Origin of the sequence: Agathobaculum sp. LCP25S3_E8, assembly GCF_052117165.1 — a bacterium.
In the GTDB taxonomy this organism is placed as follows: Bacteria; Bacillota; Clostridia; order Oscillospirales; family Butyricicoccaceae; genus Agathobaculum.
On record NZ_JBQKJR010000063.1, the window covers coordinates 1 to 17,473 of the forward strand.

14 protein-coding genes and 1 pseudogene are annotated in these 17,473 nt (G+C 48.0%); 5 read left to right on the forward strand and 10 right to left on the reverse strand.

From position 1 onward, the window contains the following. From ACTQ34_RS15255 to ACTQ34_RS15290, 8 genes are all read right to left on the reverse strand, one after another. On the reverse strand, positions 1 to 318 hold a 318-nt coding region (locus tag ACTQ34_RS15255; protein WP_441364540.1), incomplete at its 3' end, for a GntT/GntP/DsdX family permease. A gap of 49 nt (positions 319 to 367) precedes the next feature. Next, positions 368 to 2,113: a dihydroxy-acid dehydratase gene (ilvD, locus tag ACTQ34_RS15260; RefSeq protein ID WP_441364541.1), complete on the reverse strand. Its 1,746-nt coding sequence runs from the start codon at positions 2,111 to 2,113 to the stop codon at positions 368 to 370. Positions 2,114 to 2,363: 250 nt separating this feature from the next. Next, entirely contained in the window at positions 2,364 to 3,086 is a 723-nt protein-coding gene (locus tag ACTQ34_RS15265) for a FadR/GntR family transcriptional regulator (protein ID WP_441364542.1), read from the reverse strand. A 189-nt stretch (positions 3,087 to 3,275) separates the two neighbouring features. Beyond that, positions 3,276 to 3,485, reverse strand: coding sequence for a helix-turn-helix domain-containing protein (locus ACTQ34_RS15270; RefSeq protein ID WP_441364543.1), 210 nt, complete (start codon positions 3,483 to 3,485; stop codon positions 3,276 to 3,278). Between the two features lie 465 nt (positions 3,486 to 3,950). Continuing rightward, the gene (locus ACTQ34_RS15275) at positions 3,951 to 4,739 is read right to left on the reverse strand and encodes an HpcH/HpaI aldolase family protein (protein WP_441364544.1); all 789 of its coding nucleotides are present in this window, start codon (positions 4,737 to 4,739) and stop codon (positions 3,951 to 3,953) included. A 27-nt stretch (positions 4,740 to 4,766) separates the two neighbouring features. Further along, entirely contained in the window at positions 4,767 to 6,398 is a 1,632-nt protein-coding gene (locus ACTQ34_RS15280; RefSeq protein WP_441364545.1) for an N-acyl-D-amino-acid deacylase family protein, read from the reverse strand. 1 nt (position 6,399) lies between these two features. Beyond that, positions 6,400 to 7,071, reverse strand: coding sequence for a helix-turn-helix transcriptional regulator (locus ACTQ34_RS15285; protein WP_441364546.1), 672 nt, complete (start codon positions 7,069 to 7,071; stop codon positions 6,400 to 6,402). A gap of 65 nt (positions 7,072 to 7,136) precedes the next feature. Next, positions 7,137 to 8,639 (reverse strand): sodium:solute symporter family protein, encoded by a 1,503-nt coding sequence (locus tag ACTQ34_RS15290; RefSeq protein WP_441364547.1) that lies wholly within the window; start codon positions 8,637 to 8,639, stop codon positions 7,137 to 7,139. Between the two features lie 300 nt (positions 8,640 to 8,939). Between ACTQ34_RS15290 and ACTQ34_RS15295 the strand changes: the two genes are divergently transcribed. Then, a complete protein-coding gene (locus ACTQ34_RS15295) occupies positions 8,940 to 10,085 on the forward strand; it encodes a D-TA family PLP-dependent enzyme (RefSeq protein WP_441364548.1) in 1,146 nt (381 codons plus the stop codon). 82 nt (positions 10,086 to 10,167) lie between these two features. Then, positions 10,168 to 10,638 carry a RidA family protein gene (locus ACTQ34_RS15300; RefSeq protein WP_441364549.1) on the forward strand — a complete coding sequence of 157 codons (471 nt, stop codon included), beginning with the start codon at positions 10,168 to 10,170 and terminating at the stop codon, positions 10,636 to 10,638. 384 nt (positions 10,639 to 11,022) lie between these two features. Here the strand turns inward: ACTQ34_RS15300 and ACTQ34_RS15305 are convergent, their stop codons facing one another. After that, a complete protein-coding gene (locus tag ACTQ34_RS15305) occupies positions 11,023 to 11,148 on the reverse strand; it encodes a DUF7695 domain-containing protein (protein WP_441364550.1) in 126 nt (41 codons plus the stop codon). 231 nt (positions 11,149 to 11,379) lie between these two features. Between ACTQ34_RS15305 and ACTQ34_RS15310 the strand changes: the two are divergent. From ACTQ34_RS15310 to ACTQ34_RS15320, 3 genes and pseudogenes are all read left to right on the forward strand, one after another. Then, positions 11,380 to 11,484 (forward strand): annotated as a pseudogene (locus ACTQ34_RS15310) (Y-family DNA polymerase); the annotation flags it as partial. 52 nt (positions 11,485 to 11,536) lie between these two features. Next, entirely contained in the window at positions 11,537 to 11,746 is a 210-nt protein-coding gene (locus ACTQ34_RS15315) for a DinB/UmuC family translesion DNA polymerase (protein ID WP_441364551.1), read from the forward strand. Between the two features lie 17 nt (positions 11,747 to 11,763). Further along, positions 11,764 to 11,922 carry a hypothetical protein gene (locus ACTQ34_RS15320; RefSeq protein WP_441364552.1) on the forward strand — a complete coding sequence of 53 codons (159 nt, stop codon included), beginning with the start codon at positions 11,764 to 11,766 and terminating at the stop codon, positions 11,920 to 11,922. Positions 11,923 to 12,413: 491 nt separating this feature from the next. On the opposite strand, the gene ACTQ34_RS15325 is transcribed toward ACTQ34_RS15320, so the two are convergent. Then, positions 12,414 to 17,363 (reverse strand): BspA family leucine-rich repeat surface protein, encoded by a 4,950-nt coding sequence (locus ACTQ34_RS15325; RefSeq protein WP_441364553.1) that lies wholly within the window; start codon positions 17,361 to 17,363, stop codon positions 12,414 to 12,416. Between the last annotated feature and the right edge of the window lie 110 nt (positions 17,364 to 17,473).

Genomic DNA, 17,473 nt, shown 5'->3' on the forward strand with positions numbered 1-17,473 from the left:
AATTTCAGCACGTCTGCCTTGTATTCTGCACTGTATTTCTGTCCCATCTTCAACACCCTTTCTGTTCTTCATTATACCACCTTGGGTGTGCGGTTTTATTGTATCACTCCAGATCACAATGCCGAGAGATCCCAAAATGCCGCCAAAGCCGGTTGAGATGCTGCTGACAATGTCCGTAGGAGACATCCGAACCAAGATGCCTGCAATGACCGCGCCGGACATCATAGAAAAAAACGGGTTCATTTTCAGTTTCATAATCGTAAACAGCAAGTATGCCAATGCGATCAGAAAAACGATTACGCTCCAGTAAGTAGCCATAGATTTACTTCCTTTCTCCCTTATCATTCACGATTGCAGCACGGGCCGCTTATTCCATATATCCACCCTTCATCGGCGACACCGCATGTTGCGAAAAAAGATGCAAAACGCCAGAAGAATACTTCGGCAGCTTGGGTTTCCACTGTTTCCGCCGTTCATCCAGTACGCGCTGTACCGCATCCGGGTCCATCATTTCTCCATGGATGCCGACAATATCCAGCTGTCGCGCAGGAATATCAATCCGAATCAAATCCCCTTCTTCTACCAAAGCAATCGGTCCGCCTTCCGCAGCTTCCGGAGAAACATGTCCAATCACAGGTCCCGTGGAGGCACCGGAAAAACGGCCATCTGTGATCAGCGCAATCGTGCGACCAAGTTCCTTATCCGAAGAAATGGCTTCGGACGTGTAAAACATTTCCGGCATTCCCGATCCCTTCGGACCCTCATAGCGAATGAAAACTGCCTCGCCAGGATGGATCTGTTTGTGCAGAACCGCATAAAGCGCCTCTTCTTCGCTATCAAACGGGCGAGCTTTCAAGGTTGCCTGAAACATCTCTTTCGGGCAGGCAGTATGCTTGATAACCGCGCCTTCCGGTGCCAGATTGCCTTTCAAAATCGCAATCGCACCATTCGTTCCAATGGCCTTGTCAAACGGATGAATGATGTCCTGCCAAGTCGTTCCCCATTTTGCACAATAAGCATCACATTTATCATAGAAGCCGTTCTGCTTGAGTTCGTCCAGATTGTCACCAAGCGTTTTTCCGGTAACCGTCATGGCATCCAGATGAAGCATCGGCCGAAGCTCTTCCATGATACGCGGTACGCCACCTGCATAATAGAAGAACTGTGCCGGCCACTTACCCGCCGGTCGGATGTCCAGCAAATAATGTGCATTGCGGTGCATGCGGTCAAAAAAGTCTGCATCAATCGCAATGCCAAATTCTTTGGCGACAGCCGGAATGTGCAGCAGAGAATTGGTCGAACCCGAAATCGCAGCATGAATCATAATGGCATTTTCAAAGGATTCCAGCGTGACAATATCGCGCGGTTTCAGTCCTTTTCGTGCCAGTTCCATCGCTTGCACACCGGCACGATAAGCGACCTCCTTCAGATCCTGACAGGTAGCGGGCATCAATGCCGAACCGGGCAGCATCAAGCCAAGCGCCTCCGCCATAATTTGCATCGTCGAAGCAGTGCCCATGAAGGAACAGGCGCCGCAAGAAGGACACGCATGCTGCTTATACCAGGTCAGTTGCTCTTCGTTGATTTCACCCCGCTCACACTTTGCCGAATATATGCCGATCTGCTCCAGAGTCAACAGATCTTCCTTCACATTTTTCACCGGATCACACAGAGGATAGGCATCCATCACGCCGCCTGTGACAACGATAGACGGGATATTCACTCGTCCGATTCCCATGAGATGAGCAGGCATTCCCTTGTCACAGCTGGCAATAAAAACACCGCCATCAAACGGCGTTGCATTGGCGTGAATTTCGATCATATTGCAAATCGAATCACGGCTGGCAAGCGAATAATTAATGCCGTCATGGCCTTGTGCCATACCGTCACAGATATCTGTGACAAAATAGCGGGCTGCTTTTCCTCCGCTTGCTTTTACACCGGATACCGCCTGTTCCACCAATTCGTACAAATGCGCACTGCCCGGATGACTGTCTCCAAATGTGCTCTCGATCATGATTTGTGGCTTAGAAAGATCTTCCACTGTCCACCCCATGCCCATGCGCAACGGATCCTGTTCCGGTGCGATGGCACGTATTTCCTGGCTTATCATACCACATACCACCTGCCAAATAATTCAATTTTTATTTATTTTATGAACAAATAATAGATTTATGTGATATAAAAGTCAATATATAGAATTGAATTTCAGATGCAAGCATAAATATTGCATACTCTATCTGGAAAAAATGCCGACAGAGGTCAGACCACATATAATTGTTTTACCAGAATTGGTCTGAACAATAAAAATCCCTCCGAACCGGCAACGCAATCGTTGTGGCCCAGAGGGATCGCACTGTTTATTATTTTGAAAATGCCGTTTCCTCGCTTTGAGAAACAGGCTCGGGTCGCAAACGATCCCGGTTATAAATCAGATGAAGATACATCGCATCCGAAGCAGCAATCGGATCGCGATCACGAATTGCATTCAGAATGGCATGATGCGTACGAATGGTTTCTTGCCGCAGCTGTCCGCCAGTCTCTGAAATAAAGAGATTGATTGCGCCGTGGATGATGGGAAGCAGCTTTGGCAGAATCATATTTCCGCTGCAACGCGCGATGCAGGTATGAAATTCCTGATCGCGTTCTAAATGCGGCTTACCGGCACGAATCAGATCATCTACACACGAACACAAATATTCCAGTTCCGCTACATCATTTGCAGAGGCGTGCATCGCGGCTAAAGCAGCTGCTCTCGGCTCTACCAGAAAGCGAAATTCGAGCAGATCTTTTGTCAGCCGGTCTTTATCCCGTATAAGCGTAAAACCCAGCGGATCATCCGCCACACCATGTTTATAGGATACAAATGTACCAACGCCCCGGCGCACATCCAATACATTTCGAGCAGTCAGGCGCTGCAATGCTTCACGCAATGTGCTGCGGCCTACTCCCAACAATTCCGCCAACTCTCTCTCGTTTGGCAGACGCTCTCCATCGCCAAGCCCTTCCCGACCGATATACTCGATAATCCGTTCCATCGTGCACTCTACAGCCGAAGGATGATCTTTTCCTTTGAATTGATGCATTTTTTCGCCTCCTTTGCACATTTACGGTCTGACAGATGCACCACACGCAAAAGTTATTTACACCTGCCGGATGGATACAATAAAACAAACGGATCTGCCATCCAATCGCTCATCGCAAGCAAAAGCCTATTTCCTGCATTTCACACAGCGATCAACCGAAAACATTGCAGCAGCATCCATGTTTTCACCCTACCGCTTATTCTTGGTCCGTCCCAGCAGGTAATCCACACTAACATCATAAAAATCCGCCAAAGCGCATAATACATGCGGCGGAATCATGCGCTGTCCACTTTCATAATACGCGTAGGTGCGTTGAGGAATATGAATTGCTTCTCCCACCTGTGCCTGTGTCAAATCACGATCCTCCCGCAGGTCGCGGATTCTCGGATATCGCTCCATTTTTATCACCATTTGCAGTATAATTCAGAACAATTTGTTCTATCAGCATTTTGAACACATTGTTCTAAACCATAGTTCTGACATCCATCGTCTCAAACAACTCTTCCAGCCCAGCGCGTTCAGTCATTTCATGCCCGTTTCTTGCTAATTTCAGACTCTCTCAGCGTATCTTCACACTTTCCGGCAACTCAAAATTTGAATTTCCCATCCGACGCACCACCTCCCGCCCTGCTCCTTCCGCAAAAAGCACCGTCTTTCCGTTCAGCGCTTCTGTTCCGGGGCGCTTTGTTTTTCCGGTCAAGCCGATGCGCTTTCTCTTGTACTGTCAGTTCAGCCCCCACTTGATGATGTGTCGTTGCATCGTTATACACTTTACTTGTATTGCACAAAACCTTTATCTATATTGTAAAAAAAGAGTTCTTCAATGATAAATTCATATCACAGAAGAACCCTTTTGTTACTTATTCAGCAAACCGTTTCACAGCAACCGCAGAATTGCTCTTTTAGACTTTTACACGCCTCATAGAAGATACCCATATCCACAGAATAGGAAATATACTGGACTCCTGCTTTCGCCCACATTTCCATCGTCTCTTTGCTGTCCGTGAAGGTTCCTATCACCGCACCCCTCTGTTTCGCAGCTTTTACGATGGTATTCATCGCTTCCACTACCAGTGGATGGGTCACCTGCCCCGGAACGCCCAGACTCTGGGACAGATCATACGGCCCGATAAAGAAAATGTCTATATCTTCTACATCCAAGATATCGTTTAAGTTGTCAATGGCCTGTTGCCCTTCAAGTTGTGCAATAACGATTGTTTGATTTGCACCTTCGAAGTACGCCGCCTTATTCATGGCAGAATAGTGGGCCGCACGCACAAAGCGACACACTCCTCTTTCTCCCAGCGGAGAAAATTTAGCGAGTTTTACCGCTTCCCGCGCTTGTTCCGCCGTTGTTATCTGCGGAATCTCAACCGCTGCTGCGCCGATATCCAAAGCTTTTCCAATCGCCTCCTCAGTGATAGCAGGCACTCTTACCACCGGAAGAATTCCGGAAACTTGAGCTGCGCGAATATTATTCTGCATGCTTTGAATGCTGATAGGACCATGTTCCATATCCAAAATGGCAAAGTCCATTCCCGCATACCCTGCAGCTTCCACAAACCCCGGATCGCAAGTTTTCATAAAAGGTCCAAAAACTGCTTTTCCAGCTTTTAACCTCTCATTGAATCTTTGAATTAATGCTTCGTTCATCGTCATTTCCTCCAAAAGACCCAACTTTTATACATCTGTACGACGCAGGTTTTTTCCGCATGCGTCGTTACAGAGCTTTTCATCCGCCCATGCAAGTTTTCCGTTAACGAAGCATTTTGCAATACCGCTGGCAAGCTGAACCGGTTTTTCAAATGTAGCATGATCTTTTAGCTCTGCAGGATCAAAAATATTAATATCCGCATAATATCCTTCCTTGATCTGGCCACGGCGTACAATACCCATTCTTGCAGCTGGGAGGCTTGTCATCTTCCGAATGGCTTCCTCCATCGTGTACAGATGACGCTCCTGCACATATTCTCGGATAATTTTGGGAAATGCACCGTACATTCTCGGATGCGGTGTATCTGTAACCGCATAGATAGAATCGGAAATCACATTGGAATACGGAAGCTTGGCGACCGTGTCAATATCATCCTGGCACATGCTCATATTGATGATAGCGACTTTTCCGTCTTCGTCATGCAGCAGCCACGCAACAAACGCACCGTCGCTCTCAAAGCCATACTCTTTTGCCGCATCAGATACCATTTTGCCGACAAATTTCTGGTTGCTCCCCTTGTTCACACCGGAAATCAGGATTCTGTCCCAGCCAAGTGTGATAGCGAAGTTATCCCAATCCTCATACTCAATTCCCAAAGACTTGCAGAATTCCTCTACGCCTTCTTTGGTTCCCATGCGCTCGAGCGCACGATTCATATCCCCATTTACAAATGCAGGAGGAACCATGGTTGTCAGCGAGGTGGAACCACCTTCGTACGGATAGAAGTCGCAGGTCACATCCTGTCCTTCTTTTCGCGCCTGCTCAATCAGCGCGATGGCACGATGGATCTCCTTTCTCCAGTTTGCCATGCCGCAGGACTTGAAATGGCTGATCTCAACCGGACAACCCACGCGCTTGCCAATCTCTATGACCTCTTTCACGCTGTCCACCATGCTGTCCCCTTCGCCTCTGATGTGCACACACAGCGGCGTATGGTATTTTGCCATCGGAGCCAACATCTTTGCATAATCATCGGTAGCATTATAACACTCCGGCAGATACATGATACCCGCCGATACGCCGACCGCGCCTTTTTCCAGAGCATCTTCTATATAACTTGTGGCCCGCTGCATCTCCTGCTCGGTAAAAGGCGTGTTCGAAAATCCTTTTACCGCAATCTTCACTGTGCCAGAACCAATCATAGAAGCAAAGTTCAGCGGTAGTTTCAGTTTATCCATCGCTTGCATATATTCGCCATATGTGTGGATGCCACGGTATGCCGGTCTAACAACAGGCTCCGCAAACGCAAACATTTCTTCCGCTTTTGCCTCATCTTCCGGGACCGGAACCATAGAAAACCCACAGTTGCCTGCAACCGTTGTGGTGATGCCTTGTGCCAGCATGACCTTTCCAAAGTCGGTGCCGTAAAACGGCTGAATATCACAATGCCTGTGGATATCAATAAAACCTGGTGTTACCGCCTTGCCCTGTGCGTCAATGATTTCCGTCTTCTGCAAAGCCGCTTCCAGTTCAGCAGTATCCGCTTCGCTGCGGATAACTTTTTTAATTACTTCATCTTCTATGTAAACACTGCCTTCAAATGGTTGATTTCCCAATCCGTCATAAATGACGCCGTTTTTGATCAGGAATTTGGACATGCTATTTTGCCTCCTCCTGGGCTTCATTGAGATAATTGTAGACAGTAAAACGGGAAATGCCTAAAAAGTCCGCTACCCTTTCCGCAGATTTTTTGATCAGGAAAACACCTTTATTATCCAGATAGCGTACGACTGCAACCTTATCATCCTTATCCAGTTCATCCAACGCATGGCCAGTGTTTTCCACCGCTTCCTTCATGAGAATCTCCAGCAGTTCATCGATGTTGCCGGTGAAAACTTCCCCAGCATTGCTTTTGGCTTCACCTGTATTGCCGCTTCCATCAGAACCCGTCAATTTCATGATTGCGGTCTGTCCTGCAACCAGCGCTGTGATGTCATAATTCATACAAAGGCTGCCTACCACGTTGCCCTTCTCATCCAAAAAGTATTTGCTGGAGGAGCGCAAAATGCGCCCCTCTTTTGTCTTATTGATATAGCAATATTGATCTTCCGGTTGAGCGGTTCCGCGCAAAATAGCCAGCCCTGCATCCGTGCCGCCGTCTCCGACTTTTCTTCCGGTCACATGCCCGTTCCATATCCCTACGATGGTATTGTCATAGTCCCTCGTTAAGTCATGTAGAACAACCTCGCAGTCATTGCCAAATTGTTTGGCGATGCATTCGCATATCTCACATAACATCTTAAAATTTTTAACTACAAAGCTAATTGTCATCAACCCCCAACACATTTTCATTATTGCAGAGCTGCGTCGTGGGGTTCTATCACGAGGGAATTGGTTTACTGAGCCACGCCGCGGCTTTCAATTACAAGTGCCATACGCTCTTCCTCGGACATTTCCACCTTCTTAGTGCACAGAGATACTACGACTTCAGCAACCAAAGCGATGATGGTAGCCGGGATAGCCGGACCGGTAAAGATAGAAACAATCCAGCTCTGGAAAGCAGGTACAAACAGATAGAGAATACCAAACAGGGTGCCAACACCTACGCTGGCCAGACCGCCCTGCCAAGTTGCCCGCTTCCACAAAGCGCCAAGCACCATTGCAATGGACACACCCGGAATGATGGAGCCGATTACGTTGCTGATGTAGCTGATAACATCTTGAGCAAACAGCGTCGCACAAAACGCCAGCAGCAGCGTGACAACCGTCATAATACGCGACCATTTTCCCACTTTCTCCTCCGGCAAGCTCTTACCGGTAAAGATGGGGTAAATATCTTGGATTGCAATCGTAACACCCGCAATCGCATCGGAGTCGCCCGAGGACATAGTTGCAGAAAGGCCGGAAATCATGAACAGTAGTCCCAAAACGGGGCCCAATGCAGTCGTTGCAATATAGGTGAAAGCGAAATCCGGATGTTCCAGAACCGATGTAGCATTGTTGTTTGTCGCAATCGTAAAAGCAGCCATGCCGATGATTGCCGGAAGCAGAGAGAATACAAGAAGCAACAGGCCGGACATCTTCAACGCGTTGGTTGCTGTTTTATTGCTTTTTGCGGTATAAACTCTCATCCGGTAAGTTGGTGTGCCCCAGCAGGGAATAAAAATCGACCAAATCAGCGATATCAAAGCCATTACGCCCATGGTGCCAACACCATAGAAAGTCAGATTACCTTCCAAGCCCGCTGCAGTGACCGCCTCTGTGATACCAGTCCAGCCACCTGCCATCGGAAGGCACACCGCTGTAATAGCAATGAAACCGGCAACCAGAATGGTCAGCTGAATCAGGTCTGTCCAAACAACCGCCAGATAGCCGCCAATGATTACATATACGCCAAACGCCAGAACTGCAATTGCTTTCGCTGTTACCAAATCCACCCCAGTAACATAGCTCAAGTAAGTCGCGCCGCCATTGACATGGTTACCCAGCCACACCACTTCGATGATATACATCATGATACTCATGACGTTCTTCACAAGTCTATTTCCATTATAATGGAATTGCGCTTCTTCCGCCATAGTTACAAAGTTTTTTTCTCTTAATTTTGTCTTCTGCGCAATCCATGCCAGCGTCAGAACGCCAAGTGCCGCTCCAAGTCCATATGCAGCGCCACCGAAACCCATCTTAAATCCATTTGCTGTTGCACCGATCGAAGATCCTGTGCCGATCAGTGTTGCGCCCATTGTGGCGAAGATCAAGAAGAACGGTAACTGTCCACCTCCCGTTAAATAGCCTTTTCCTTTGGATTTCCCCTTACTGCTTACATATCCAATGACAATCATCAGAACAACATAAGCCGCAAAGCCGATCAGAAAAAACGTTCCAAAGTTCCCTTCCATTTCATTACCTCCTACATTACGGATTAAACAAATTGTTTGAATTGATTCTAATTTCGTCTCAACAATTTGTCAATATGTTTTTCCTCTATGTAATCTAATATCTATATTTTATATAACTTTTTAATTCAATTATTGTTTAATATCACAATTTTACTATTTATTTTTTCATCCGATTGACTATTTCAACTTTTTGTGTAAAATAATAATTATCAGATTTTCATTTCAACATTTTATCAAATCTATTGCACATTTGCAGAGAAGCGCCTATATTATTCAGTGGATAAAGGAGGAAAAGCAAACATGGAACCGTCTTACTCTTTCAAAGGAAGCGAAGATATTATTACTCCCGCTCTTATTTATTACCGAGATATTCTTCGCAGCAATTTCAAAAAAGCGGTTGAGACTGCTCACGGCGCAGAACACCTCTGGCCACATGTAAAAAGCCACAAGATGGCCGAAATGATCCGTCTGTCTATGGAATACGGTATCCGTCGTTTCAAATGCGCAACGATCGCCGAAGCGGAAATGACCGCTTCTTGTGGTGCGGAACACATTGTGCTCTCGTACCCGCTGGTGGGTCCAAACATCGAACGTTTTATCCGTCTGTCCGAAGCATTTCCGGATACGCATTTTTATGCGATCGGAGACTGCCTGAACATGCTCTCCCTTCTGGGCCAAGCAGCAAGAGCCTCTTCTCTCGGAAATGTGGACGTTTTGGTAGATGTCAATATGGGCATGAATCGTACCGGTGTTCCGCTTTCCAACCTAATCAGCTTTTGCGACGCTTGTTCGGCCATTGACGGGCTTACTCTTAAAGGACTGCACTGCTATGACGGTCATCGCACCGAACACGATTACCATGACAGGAAAGCCCAATCCGACCATGTTGACAGGGAACTTATTCCGCTGTTAAAATCAATTTACAAGGAGCATCCGACCTGTTCGCTGGTCATTATCGGCGGCTCCCCATCCTTCCCCTGCCATGCCGCTTCCAATCTTGCAGAGGAAGAAGAGGTCAACAATGTAGCGGTCTATTATTCGCCCGGAACGATCTTTGTACATGACTACGGATACAGCAAGAAGTTCCCCGATTTACCTTACGTCCCCGCAGCAGCTATCCTGACGCGCGTGATTAGCAACCCCTGCGAAGGCACTTTCTCCCTCGACCTCGGCTACAAGGGTATCGCGGCCGATCTGGCAGGTATCCGCGGGCAACTGCTGGGGATTGAAAACTATGAAGAGATGTTCCAAAGCGAAGAGCATTGGACCTTCCGCATGAAGTCAGGCCACGAAGATGAATGTCCCAAAGTGGGGGAAGAACTTTTTGTCATTCCAACCCATATTTGCCCGACCAGTGCGCTGTATCCGTCCGTAATCGTAGTCGCGAACAGCGAAATTGTAGGCGAATGGGAAGTAACCGCAAGGAACCGGAAAATCACCTATTGACAAGCATTCGTAAATCTACGATATAGGATTGCCACATTCCGATTTCATATTGTTCATTCAAACATGTAAAGGAGAGATTATCATGAACGTTTATGACACTTTGAAAGAAAAAGGAATTACCCTACCCGCTCCACCTCCCAAGGGCGGTGTTTATACGCCGGTACAGGAATTTGGTTCGAATTTTCTGTATTGTTCCGGTTGCGGGCCCGATCTTGGTAACGGCAATACCGTTATTGGTCGTGTAGGCGAAAATCTGACTTTGGAAGAAGGCCAGAAAGCCGCTTATAACTGCATGCTCAACCTTCTTGCAAATCTGCATGCCAAGACCGGGGATCTGAATAAGATTAAACGATTTGTAAAGGTGCTTGCTTTCGTTAACAGTGCAGATTCTTTCGAACAACAACCGCAGGTCGTAAATGGCGGTTCTAATTTACTGGTAGAGCTGTTTGGCGAAGAAGTCGGCATGCCTGCAAGAACTGCCATCGGCGTTAATACACTGCCGGGCGGAATTGCTTGCGAAATTGAGGTCCTCGTAGAGCTCAAAGCAGACTAATACCCGCACTAAGGATTCGTGCGTTTCGCTTCATCTCCTTTTATCAGGCAAAATGCATCTTTGTGCAGATGTCAAGTTTCACTAGGAGATGTCCTATCGCCAGCTTCTGCAAAACGCCTGCTTGATAAAGCTGATAGCAATATGCCAAGAGCAAATAATATTCTTTAGCGCTTATAAAAAAGGCGGCACGGAGCATTGCTCCCGTGCCGCCTTTTCCATTTTCTTATTGATATTTTTGCCGTTTCTCCTCAAGTTTTCTCTGCGCGTACTATGCCGTTTTAAAAGATAGGTTTATTACGCTCACTACGCAACCTATCCTACCTTGTTTACAGGTTCACACACCAACAGTTCTGTCCAATCCTCCCGCTTGCCGCATTGTCTCAGTTAGTCACGCCCTCCATCCGCAGCACATGCACCACATTGACACATACGGAAATCACGCCTATGGCGGCTCTCTATTTCCTCTCCGCACCGATTGCACCAAATTTTGTTCATAAAGATCTTATTCATGTCAACACCGCCTTTTCACCATTATACCAGAATATACGCTCCGAAATAAACCGCAGTATAGCCGAGAGCCATTTCAGCGTTTGCCGGCCGATTCGCTCATGATTGCTATCGCCAAATCATTGCCCCCCTTATCTTCAATACTTCCCATTGACAAATACGAACAACGTTCTACTATTTTGTTGCAAATCAAAGTGTGGTGAGCATATAGGACGCACGATTTTGCACAGCAATATGAACTCTTTCTACGCCTCGGTTGAGTGCCCGTACCACCCTGAGGTACAAGACAAACCGGTTGCGGTCGCCAGGGATGGCGAAGCGCGGCACGGCATTATCCTCTGGCGATCTGGCACAGGTGAATTTGCACTATATCCAATCTACGCTCAGGAAAATGTTTGAACGGCAGTGCAAGCTCAAGCAGCCAACCGATATCACCGGCGAGATCATCCATACCGCCCTGTCTCTTTTGCGCAGACAGTATGGCTGGCAGCGAACGGTTCGGAATCCATTGCATCTGGCGGGCCGTTGTGCTGCAAGGCAAGGCAATAGCCGGGATCGATGCCAAAGCAGACCACATCACCCACCCGGTTGGCTTTTTTAACGCAGGAGGTGGAAAACATGCAAAAAGTGTTTGTCGGTATTGCGACGGAATGGACCACCGACGGCAAAATCATTCCCACGTTGATACGGTGGGAAGACAGCCGCAAATTTGCCGTAGAGCAGATGTTGGATGTCCATCAGACAGCTTCGTTCAAAGTCGATGGGACAGGTATTTGATACACGATCCGTGTCCGGAGAAAGGAAGCATTCCTGTTTCGAGAGCAATACCATTGGTTTGAGGAAGCCAAATCATAGCGGACCTGTCAACTAGTATCGGGTGTCATATAACCAGAGTAAGGATTATTGTGATATGGCAGACCGACAACGGTCAGTCTTGTTGATAAACTCCCAAAAATTCTTCATAATCTGTAACAGCACGAAGAAGCTGTTATACCATTGCTGCGGTCGCCGATACCGGGAATATCGTCCGTTATTGAAGGATCTCCTGCCAGCCCACGAGCAATTTTATCCGATTCTATTCCACGCCATCGAGTATGCGATCCAAAGGTAGGTAATAAGGCAATGGAACAGACTTTCTACTTCTGCTTAACTTGAGCATAATTCCGCTCCGGACCTGTGTGCTGCATAAAAAGCGGCCAGCAACGAAACCGTTGCTGGCCGGGAAAAACTTTTTCACTGGTGATGAAAGCGTAAATGGTCTTAAACCCTTATTTGAGATTCTTCCAAGTCTCCGCACCATTTGCTTTCTCAAATTCGTGACTGTTCGTGGCTTCCATGATCTGATAGTACGCCCAATGCGTGCCGGTTACATCCGCAAACGAACGCAGGGAAGAACTGTTGTTGCCAACATAGGTTTCGTCTGCTGCGCGTCCCAGCATACGGTTGGTTATCGTCGTGACTTCCGCACGCGTGATCGTGTTGTTGGGACGGAATGTACCGTCCGAATAACCGGTAATCCAGCCGTATTGAATGGAGCCAATTACATAATCGTAGAACCAGTCGCTTTGCTGCACATCCGAGAAAATATTGATGCCGGTCTTGTCCAGCTTGGCAAAACGCATGGCAATGGCCGTAAATTCCGCACGTGTGATCGCTCGTTCGGGTGCAAACTTTTCATTTCCCACACCCGTGATGATGCCGAGGGACGCCAGTGTATTCACCGCCGTAGCGTACCAGCGTTCCGAATTCACATCACTGAACGATACGGTGACCGCAACATCCTTGTTCAGCAGCAGATTGTAGAACATCTGCGCCACTTCCGCGCGGGTCATGTTGCCGCCGGGCTGGAAGGTCCCGTCCGGATAACCATTCAGATAGGAATTATGGTTGACAGTGTCAAGCCAATCCGCAACGCCGGTGTCATTCGGATCTGCCACTTCGGGAAGCGGTTCAAATTCAACCTTTACCGTTACCTCGGAATTCGGCATCTCAAAGGTGAACGAACCGTCGCCGTTGTCGGTAATCGGCACTTCATTTCCGTCCTTGTCCACAATTGTGATATCGGTTACTGTGCCGTTGGTATCGACCGTGACAACCTCGCCCGGTGCAGCTTCCTGCTTATCCGAAGTTGCGGTGCCGTTGCCGGTATCCTCAACATGAACAGGGTATTTATCGGTAACAGAACTGCCGCCTCCGCCACCGCCGGAGCCACCGGAACCATTCTTCTGATATACAACAGAAATTGTGTGATTGCCTGTCACATGGGCAAATGTGTAAGCGTTACCGGTCAGGCTTGCTGCGCTTCCGTCAACCGTTACGCTATTCAATACATAGTCTGCATTCGGTGTAAAAGTGATTGTCAAATCGTCGCCATCATTGACATACACAGCACCGCTGTGGCTGGCTGTACCGCCGGTGACGGATACGGTAATGGTATGCTGTGTGACAGGCGGCTTGGTAATCGGAACTGCTGAAGCACGAATGATGATATCACCATCCACATTAGATAGATTTACTTGTCCTGTGGAAGCATCATAAATGCTGGGGTCGATCGCGACTTCGCGTCCGCCTACCGTGATACTCACCTTGTCCATTGTGCAACCATCAGATGGGGTCAGAATAGTGGTATAACTATCACCCCGTGCAACGGTTGTGCCAGTATTGCTGCTGGTTACATTGGACAGAGCATAGCCCACCTCGAAGGAGGACCGTTTCCAAACGGCATACAGTGTCACTGTGGCACCATCCTGCGTAATCAGACCTGCGGCAGAATCACCTGGCTGCAGGGAGGCATTTCCGGAAGGTGATGTGGCCCATCCAACAAATTCATAGCCATTCACCGGATAGGTAAAGGTATTTTGCGGAATAGTTACAGTCTTTGTGTCCCAAGTAACATTGCGCAGCTCAGCCATAGTTCCCTCGCCACCGTTGGCATCCAGTTGAATGTTGCCCGTATAAGGATGCCAAGGGCCGGTGTAAGATACGGTGACTGCTCCATTCGCGTCCCGGAATTGCTCCGTTTGAAGTACGCCGGTGGTGTTGATGGTGTAGGTCGTACCATTATACGCACCGGTGTAAATACCGTCTGCGTTATCATCGTTCAATGTAACAGATGTGCCGCCGATGGTCAGTGTGGGTTTCCAACCCTCAAAAATATGATGATCTGCGTGTTCCAGAATCTGAACGATCGCATGGGTATTGCCCACCATTACCTGCTGCGTTGGGGTGATGGTCGGTGCACCGTCAGGGATGTGTTGCGCCTCATTGTTATTGGTATACTCATAAGTTACCGTAATTTTCGGAGCGCTCGCTTCATTGATGCTCCAAGTACCGATGATGGTCACATCGGCGTCGGGCATCGTAAAGCTGCTATTACCAATGGATACATCCTTGGAGGACCAACCGTCAAAGGTATAGTAATCAGGGACCGTGCTCGGCTTGCTATAAGACGGGAGTGTCACTGTCTCATCTTTGGCATGCAGTTCCACCGAAGGCGGTGTTACACCCGATGGCACTGCTCCTTCAAATTTGTACGTGACAGCATGCTCGGTAGCCGTGGGAGGATCGGGGGTATCGTCACCACTCTTATACCACAGTCGATAGACGTTAGAGGCTGCCGTAGCGGCTTTGTCTTGGGCGTAGGCAGTGCCGTCCCAATAGGTATAGCCGTCATCTGCTACGGCTTTACTGTCCAGCACACACCAGAAAGCGATTTCGTATTCATTGCCGGTAAAAAGACCTTCAAAGGTACCCCGGAGATACTTCTGCCCATTTTCATCGACAATTTTTGGCTCCTCTACTACGCGCCCGCCCAAATAGCCGACCGCAGCATCATCGCTGTATTCCACATCAGATAGAACAAGCAAATCGTCAGCTGTAATCTCTTTTCCGGTATCCGGATCGGTCGGTTTCTGGGTCATGCCGCTCAGTTCAGAGTCGGTCAGAACATGTACTTTTTCCGGAATGGGGAAATTGAGCTGAACTTGTCCGCTTTGTGCTCCCATGCCGCCAACATATTTTATCCGAAGACGATACTGAATGGCCGAACCCGCCGGCGTGCTATTGGGATGAATTTTAATCGACGCACTGTCGGTTGCCCGTTCGGCTGCACCCTCTCCGCTAGTCCGCATCACAGGAGCAGAGGCCTTCCAGTTCTGCGCAGTCGGAATGGTGGCGCACTCTGTCAGAGCGACATTGTTTTCCGTAGAAGCGCCAGTGGTCTCTGACAAATCGGGTTGTTCCGGATTGGTTTCCGGCTGCACGACCGAGGGTTCTTCCGAAGTCGCAGGCTCCTGAGGGATTGTTTGCTGTTCGCCGTCAGGTTGCGGGGTTTGCTGAGCTTCGCCCGAAGGCGCCGTTTCCTCCGGATTCTGTTCGGGTTCATCCGTATTGCTTTCCGGCGGCTGGGTTACTTCCGGCTCACCCGTTATATCCTCCGAGGGTTCGGTCGGTGTATCCGAAGGTTCGGTTGATTCACTGGATTCGTTCTCCTGCGGGGGAACCTCTTCCGGTGCCGAAGTCAGCTCATTGGCTGGTAACTCTGGCAGAGCAATTGCGTTGGATGCAGACCAAGGTAAACCATTGACGGTTACGCTGCCGGGGAACGCCTGCGCAATCTTGTTCATAACATCCTGAGAGGTGGGATCGCTGCCGATTTCCAGCGTAGCGCTGCCGGTGATATTACCGAACATATCGGTTATGGTGAAAAGGTCCGCTTTCGAACGAATGCCCGACCAGGACAGATTGATCTTTTTCACCGCAGGGCAGTCGATGAACATCATATGCGTATTAGTCAGATTGGGCAGAATCCAGTTGCCCAAGTCAACTTCCTCCAGCAAAGGACAATCATAGAACATTCTATATATGGAGGAAAGCTCATCAAATCTTGCGCCATCCTGCGGAACAACAAACGATACTTTTTTTAATTTAGGGCAACCATAAAACATACCTTGTATTTCGGTAATCTTGTTCGTTTCGCCTAAACGCACGCCTTCGATGCTTTCCAATTGCAAACCACCGAAAAGACTCCAGACCTGAAGATCGGTGTTGACGCTTTCAATTGTAAACTGCTCACCAAGATCCAGACTGGTCAATGAAGTCAAGTCGTCAAACATGTTGCGCATAGTCTGGACCTTGGCGGTGTTAAACTGATCGCCGAGATCGAGCGTTTGCAGATTTTCCGATCGCAGGAACATAGAGCCCATATCCACGACCTTGGAGGTGTTAAATTGCAGGCTCAGATTGGTCAGCGCATTGCAATAGCTAAACATTTTCTCCATGCTTGTGACATTGGAAGTGTCGAAGTGGGATACCACATCCGGGATGGTCTCCAATACTTTGCAAGAGTAGAACATGCTGCCCATGTTGGTTACCTTTCCGGTTGTGAAGGTATCACTCACTTTCAGCGTTTTTAGTTTTTCGCAGCTTGCAAACATTTCACTCATGCTGGTCACGTTGGCTGTGTTGAAGCTGCTCAAATCCAGTTCAGTCAGCGCTTTGCAGCCTTTGAACATACCATACATACTCGTGACATTATCGGTTTTCCACTTTGTCAAATCTACCGAGGTGAGCTTTTCACATCCGGAGAATAATTCACTCATTCCGACCACATTAGAAGTGTCCCAATTGCTGACATCCGGGATGGTCAGAACTTTATCCGACGCAAATAAATTATCAAGGGTCTTGGCCTTGCTGGTTACGAAGGGATCGGGCAATTGCAATGTCGTTAGGGCATAGCATCCCTTGAACATTCCTTGGAAATTTTCAACATTGGAAGTATTCCAGCTACGCAAATCCAACGTATTCAGATCGCAGCCGGAAAACATTTCACTCATCATGGTGACCGCTGATGTGTCCAAATTCTCCACACCCTTTATTTCTGTGGCTCGGCAAGCGCTAAACATGCCAGTCATATTGGTGACCATGGAGGTGTCAAAGCTGGATACATCCAGCTTATCGATGTATTGCATATTGCAAAACATGTTGGACATGTTCGTCACTTTTTCTGTATTAAAGCGTGATACATCCAATTGCCTTAGAGCAGAGCAATAGTAAAACATGCTATACATGTTTGTTGCACTTTGCGTATCAAAGCCCGACACATCCAATTGCTGCAGCGACCAGCAGTAATAGAACATGGATGACAGATTATCTACGTTTGATGTGTCAAAATTTTTGCCAAAAGTGATACTAGTTAAGGCCAGACAAAATTCAAACATTGGAGTAGTACCCTGTAAGTGCAGTCGCAAATTCCCCAAAAATCTGTTAAACTGAACGAACAGAGACGGAGGGGATCGCAATGAAACGTTACAGCAAAGAATTTAAGGAA

What these genes read in the sequence shown, in the direction of transcription:
- ilvD (WP_441364541.1), bottom strand. Translation starts at nt 2,113, where the DNA reads ATGATAAGCCAGGAAATACGTGCCATCGCACCGGAACAGGATCCGTTG.
- ACTQ34_RS15265 (WP_441364542.1), bottom strand. Translation starts at nt 3,086, where the DNA reads ATGCATCAATTCAAAGGAAAAGATCATCCTTCGGCTGTAGAGTGCACG.
- ACTQ34_RS15270 (WP_441364543.1), bottom strand. Translation starts at nt 3,485, where the DNA reads ATGGAGCGATATCCGAGAATCCGCGACCTGCGGGAGGATCGTGATTTG.
- ACTQ34_RS15275 (WP_441364544.1), bottom strand. Translation starts at nt 4,739, where the DNA reads ATGAACGAAGCATTAATTCAAAGATTCAATGAGAGGTTAAAAGCTGGA.
- ACTQ34_RS15280 (WP_441364545.1), bottom strand. Translation starts at nt 6,398, where the DNA reads ATGTCCAAATTCCTGATCAAAAACGGCGTCATTTATGACGGATTGGGA.
- ACTQ34_RS15285 (WP_441364546.1), bottom strand. Translation starts at nt 7,071, where the DNA reads ATGACAATTAGCTTTGTAGTTAAAAATTTTAAGATGTTATGTGAGATA.
- ACTQ34_RS15290 (WP_441364547.1), bottom strand. Translation starts at nt 8,639, where the DNA reads ATGGAAGGGAACTTTGGAACGTTTTTTCTGATCGGCTTTGCGGCTTAT.
- ACTQ34_RS15295 (WP_441364548.1), top strand. Translation starts at nt 8,940, where the DNA reads ATGGAACCGTCTTACTCTTTCAAAGGAAGCGAAGATATTATTACTCCC.
- ACTQ34_RS15300 (WP_441364549.1), top strand. Translation starts at nt 10,168, where the DNA reads ATGAACGTTTATGACACTTTGAAAGAAAAAGGAATTACCCTACCCGCT.
- ACTQ34_RS15305 (WP_441364550.1), bottom strand. Translation starts at nt 11,148, where the DNA reads ATGAATAAGATCTTTATGAACAAAATTTGGTGCAATCGGTGCGGAGAG.
- ACTQ34_RS15315 (WP_441364551.1), top strand. Translation starts at nt 11,537, where the DNA reads ATGTTTGAACGGCAGTGCAAGCTCAAGCAGCCAACCGATATCACCGGC.
- ACTQ34_RS15320 (WP_441364552.1), top strand. Translation starts at nt 11,764, where the DNA reads ATGCAAAAAGTGTTTGTCGGTATTGCGACGGAATGGACCACCGACGGC.
- ACTQ34_RS15325 (WP_441364553.1), bottom strand. Translation starts at nt 17,363, where the DNA reads ATGTTTGAATTTTGTCTGGCCTTAACTAGTATCACTTTTGGCAAAAAT.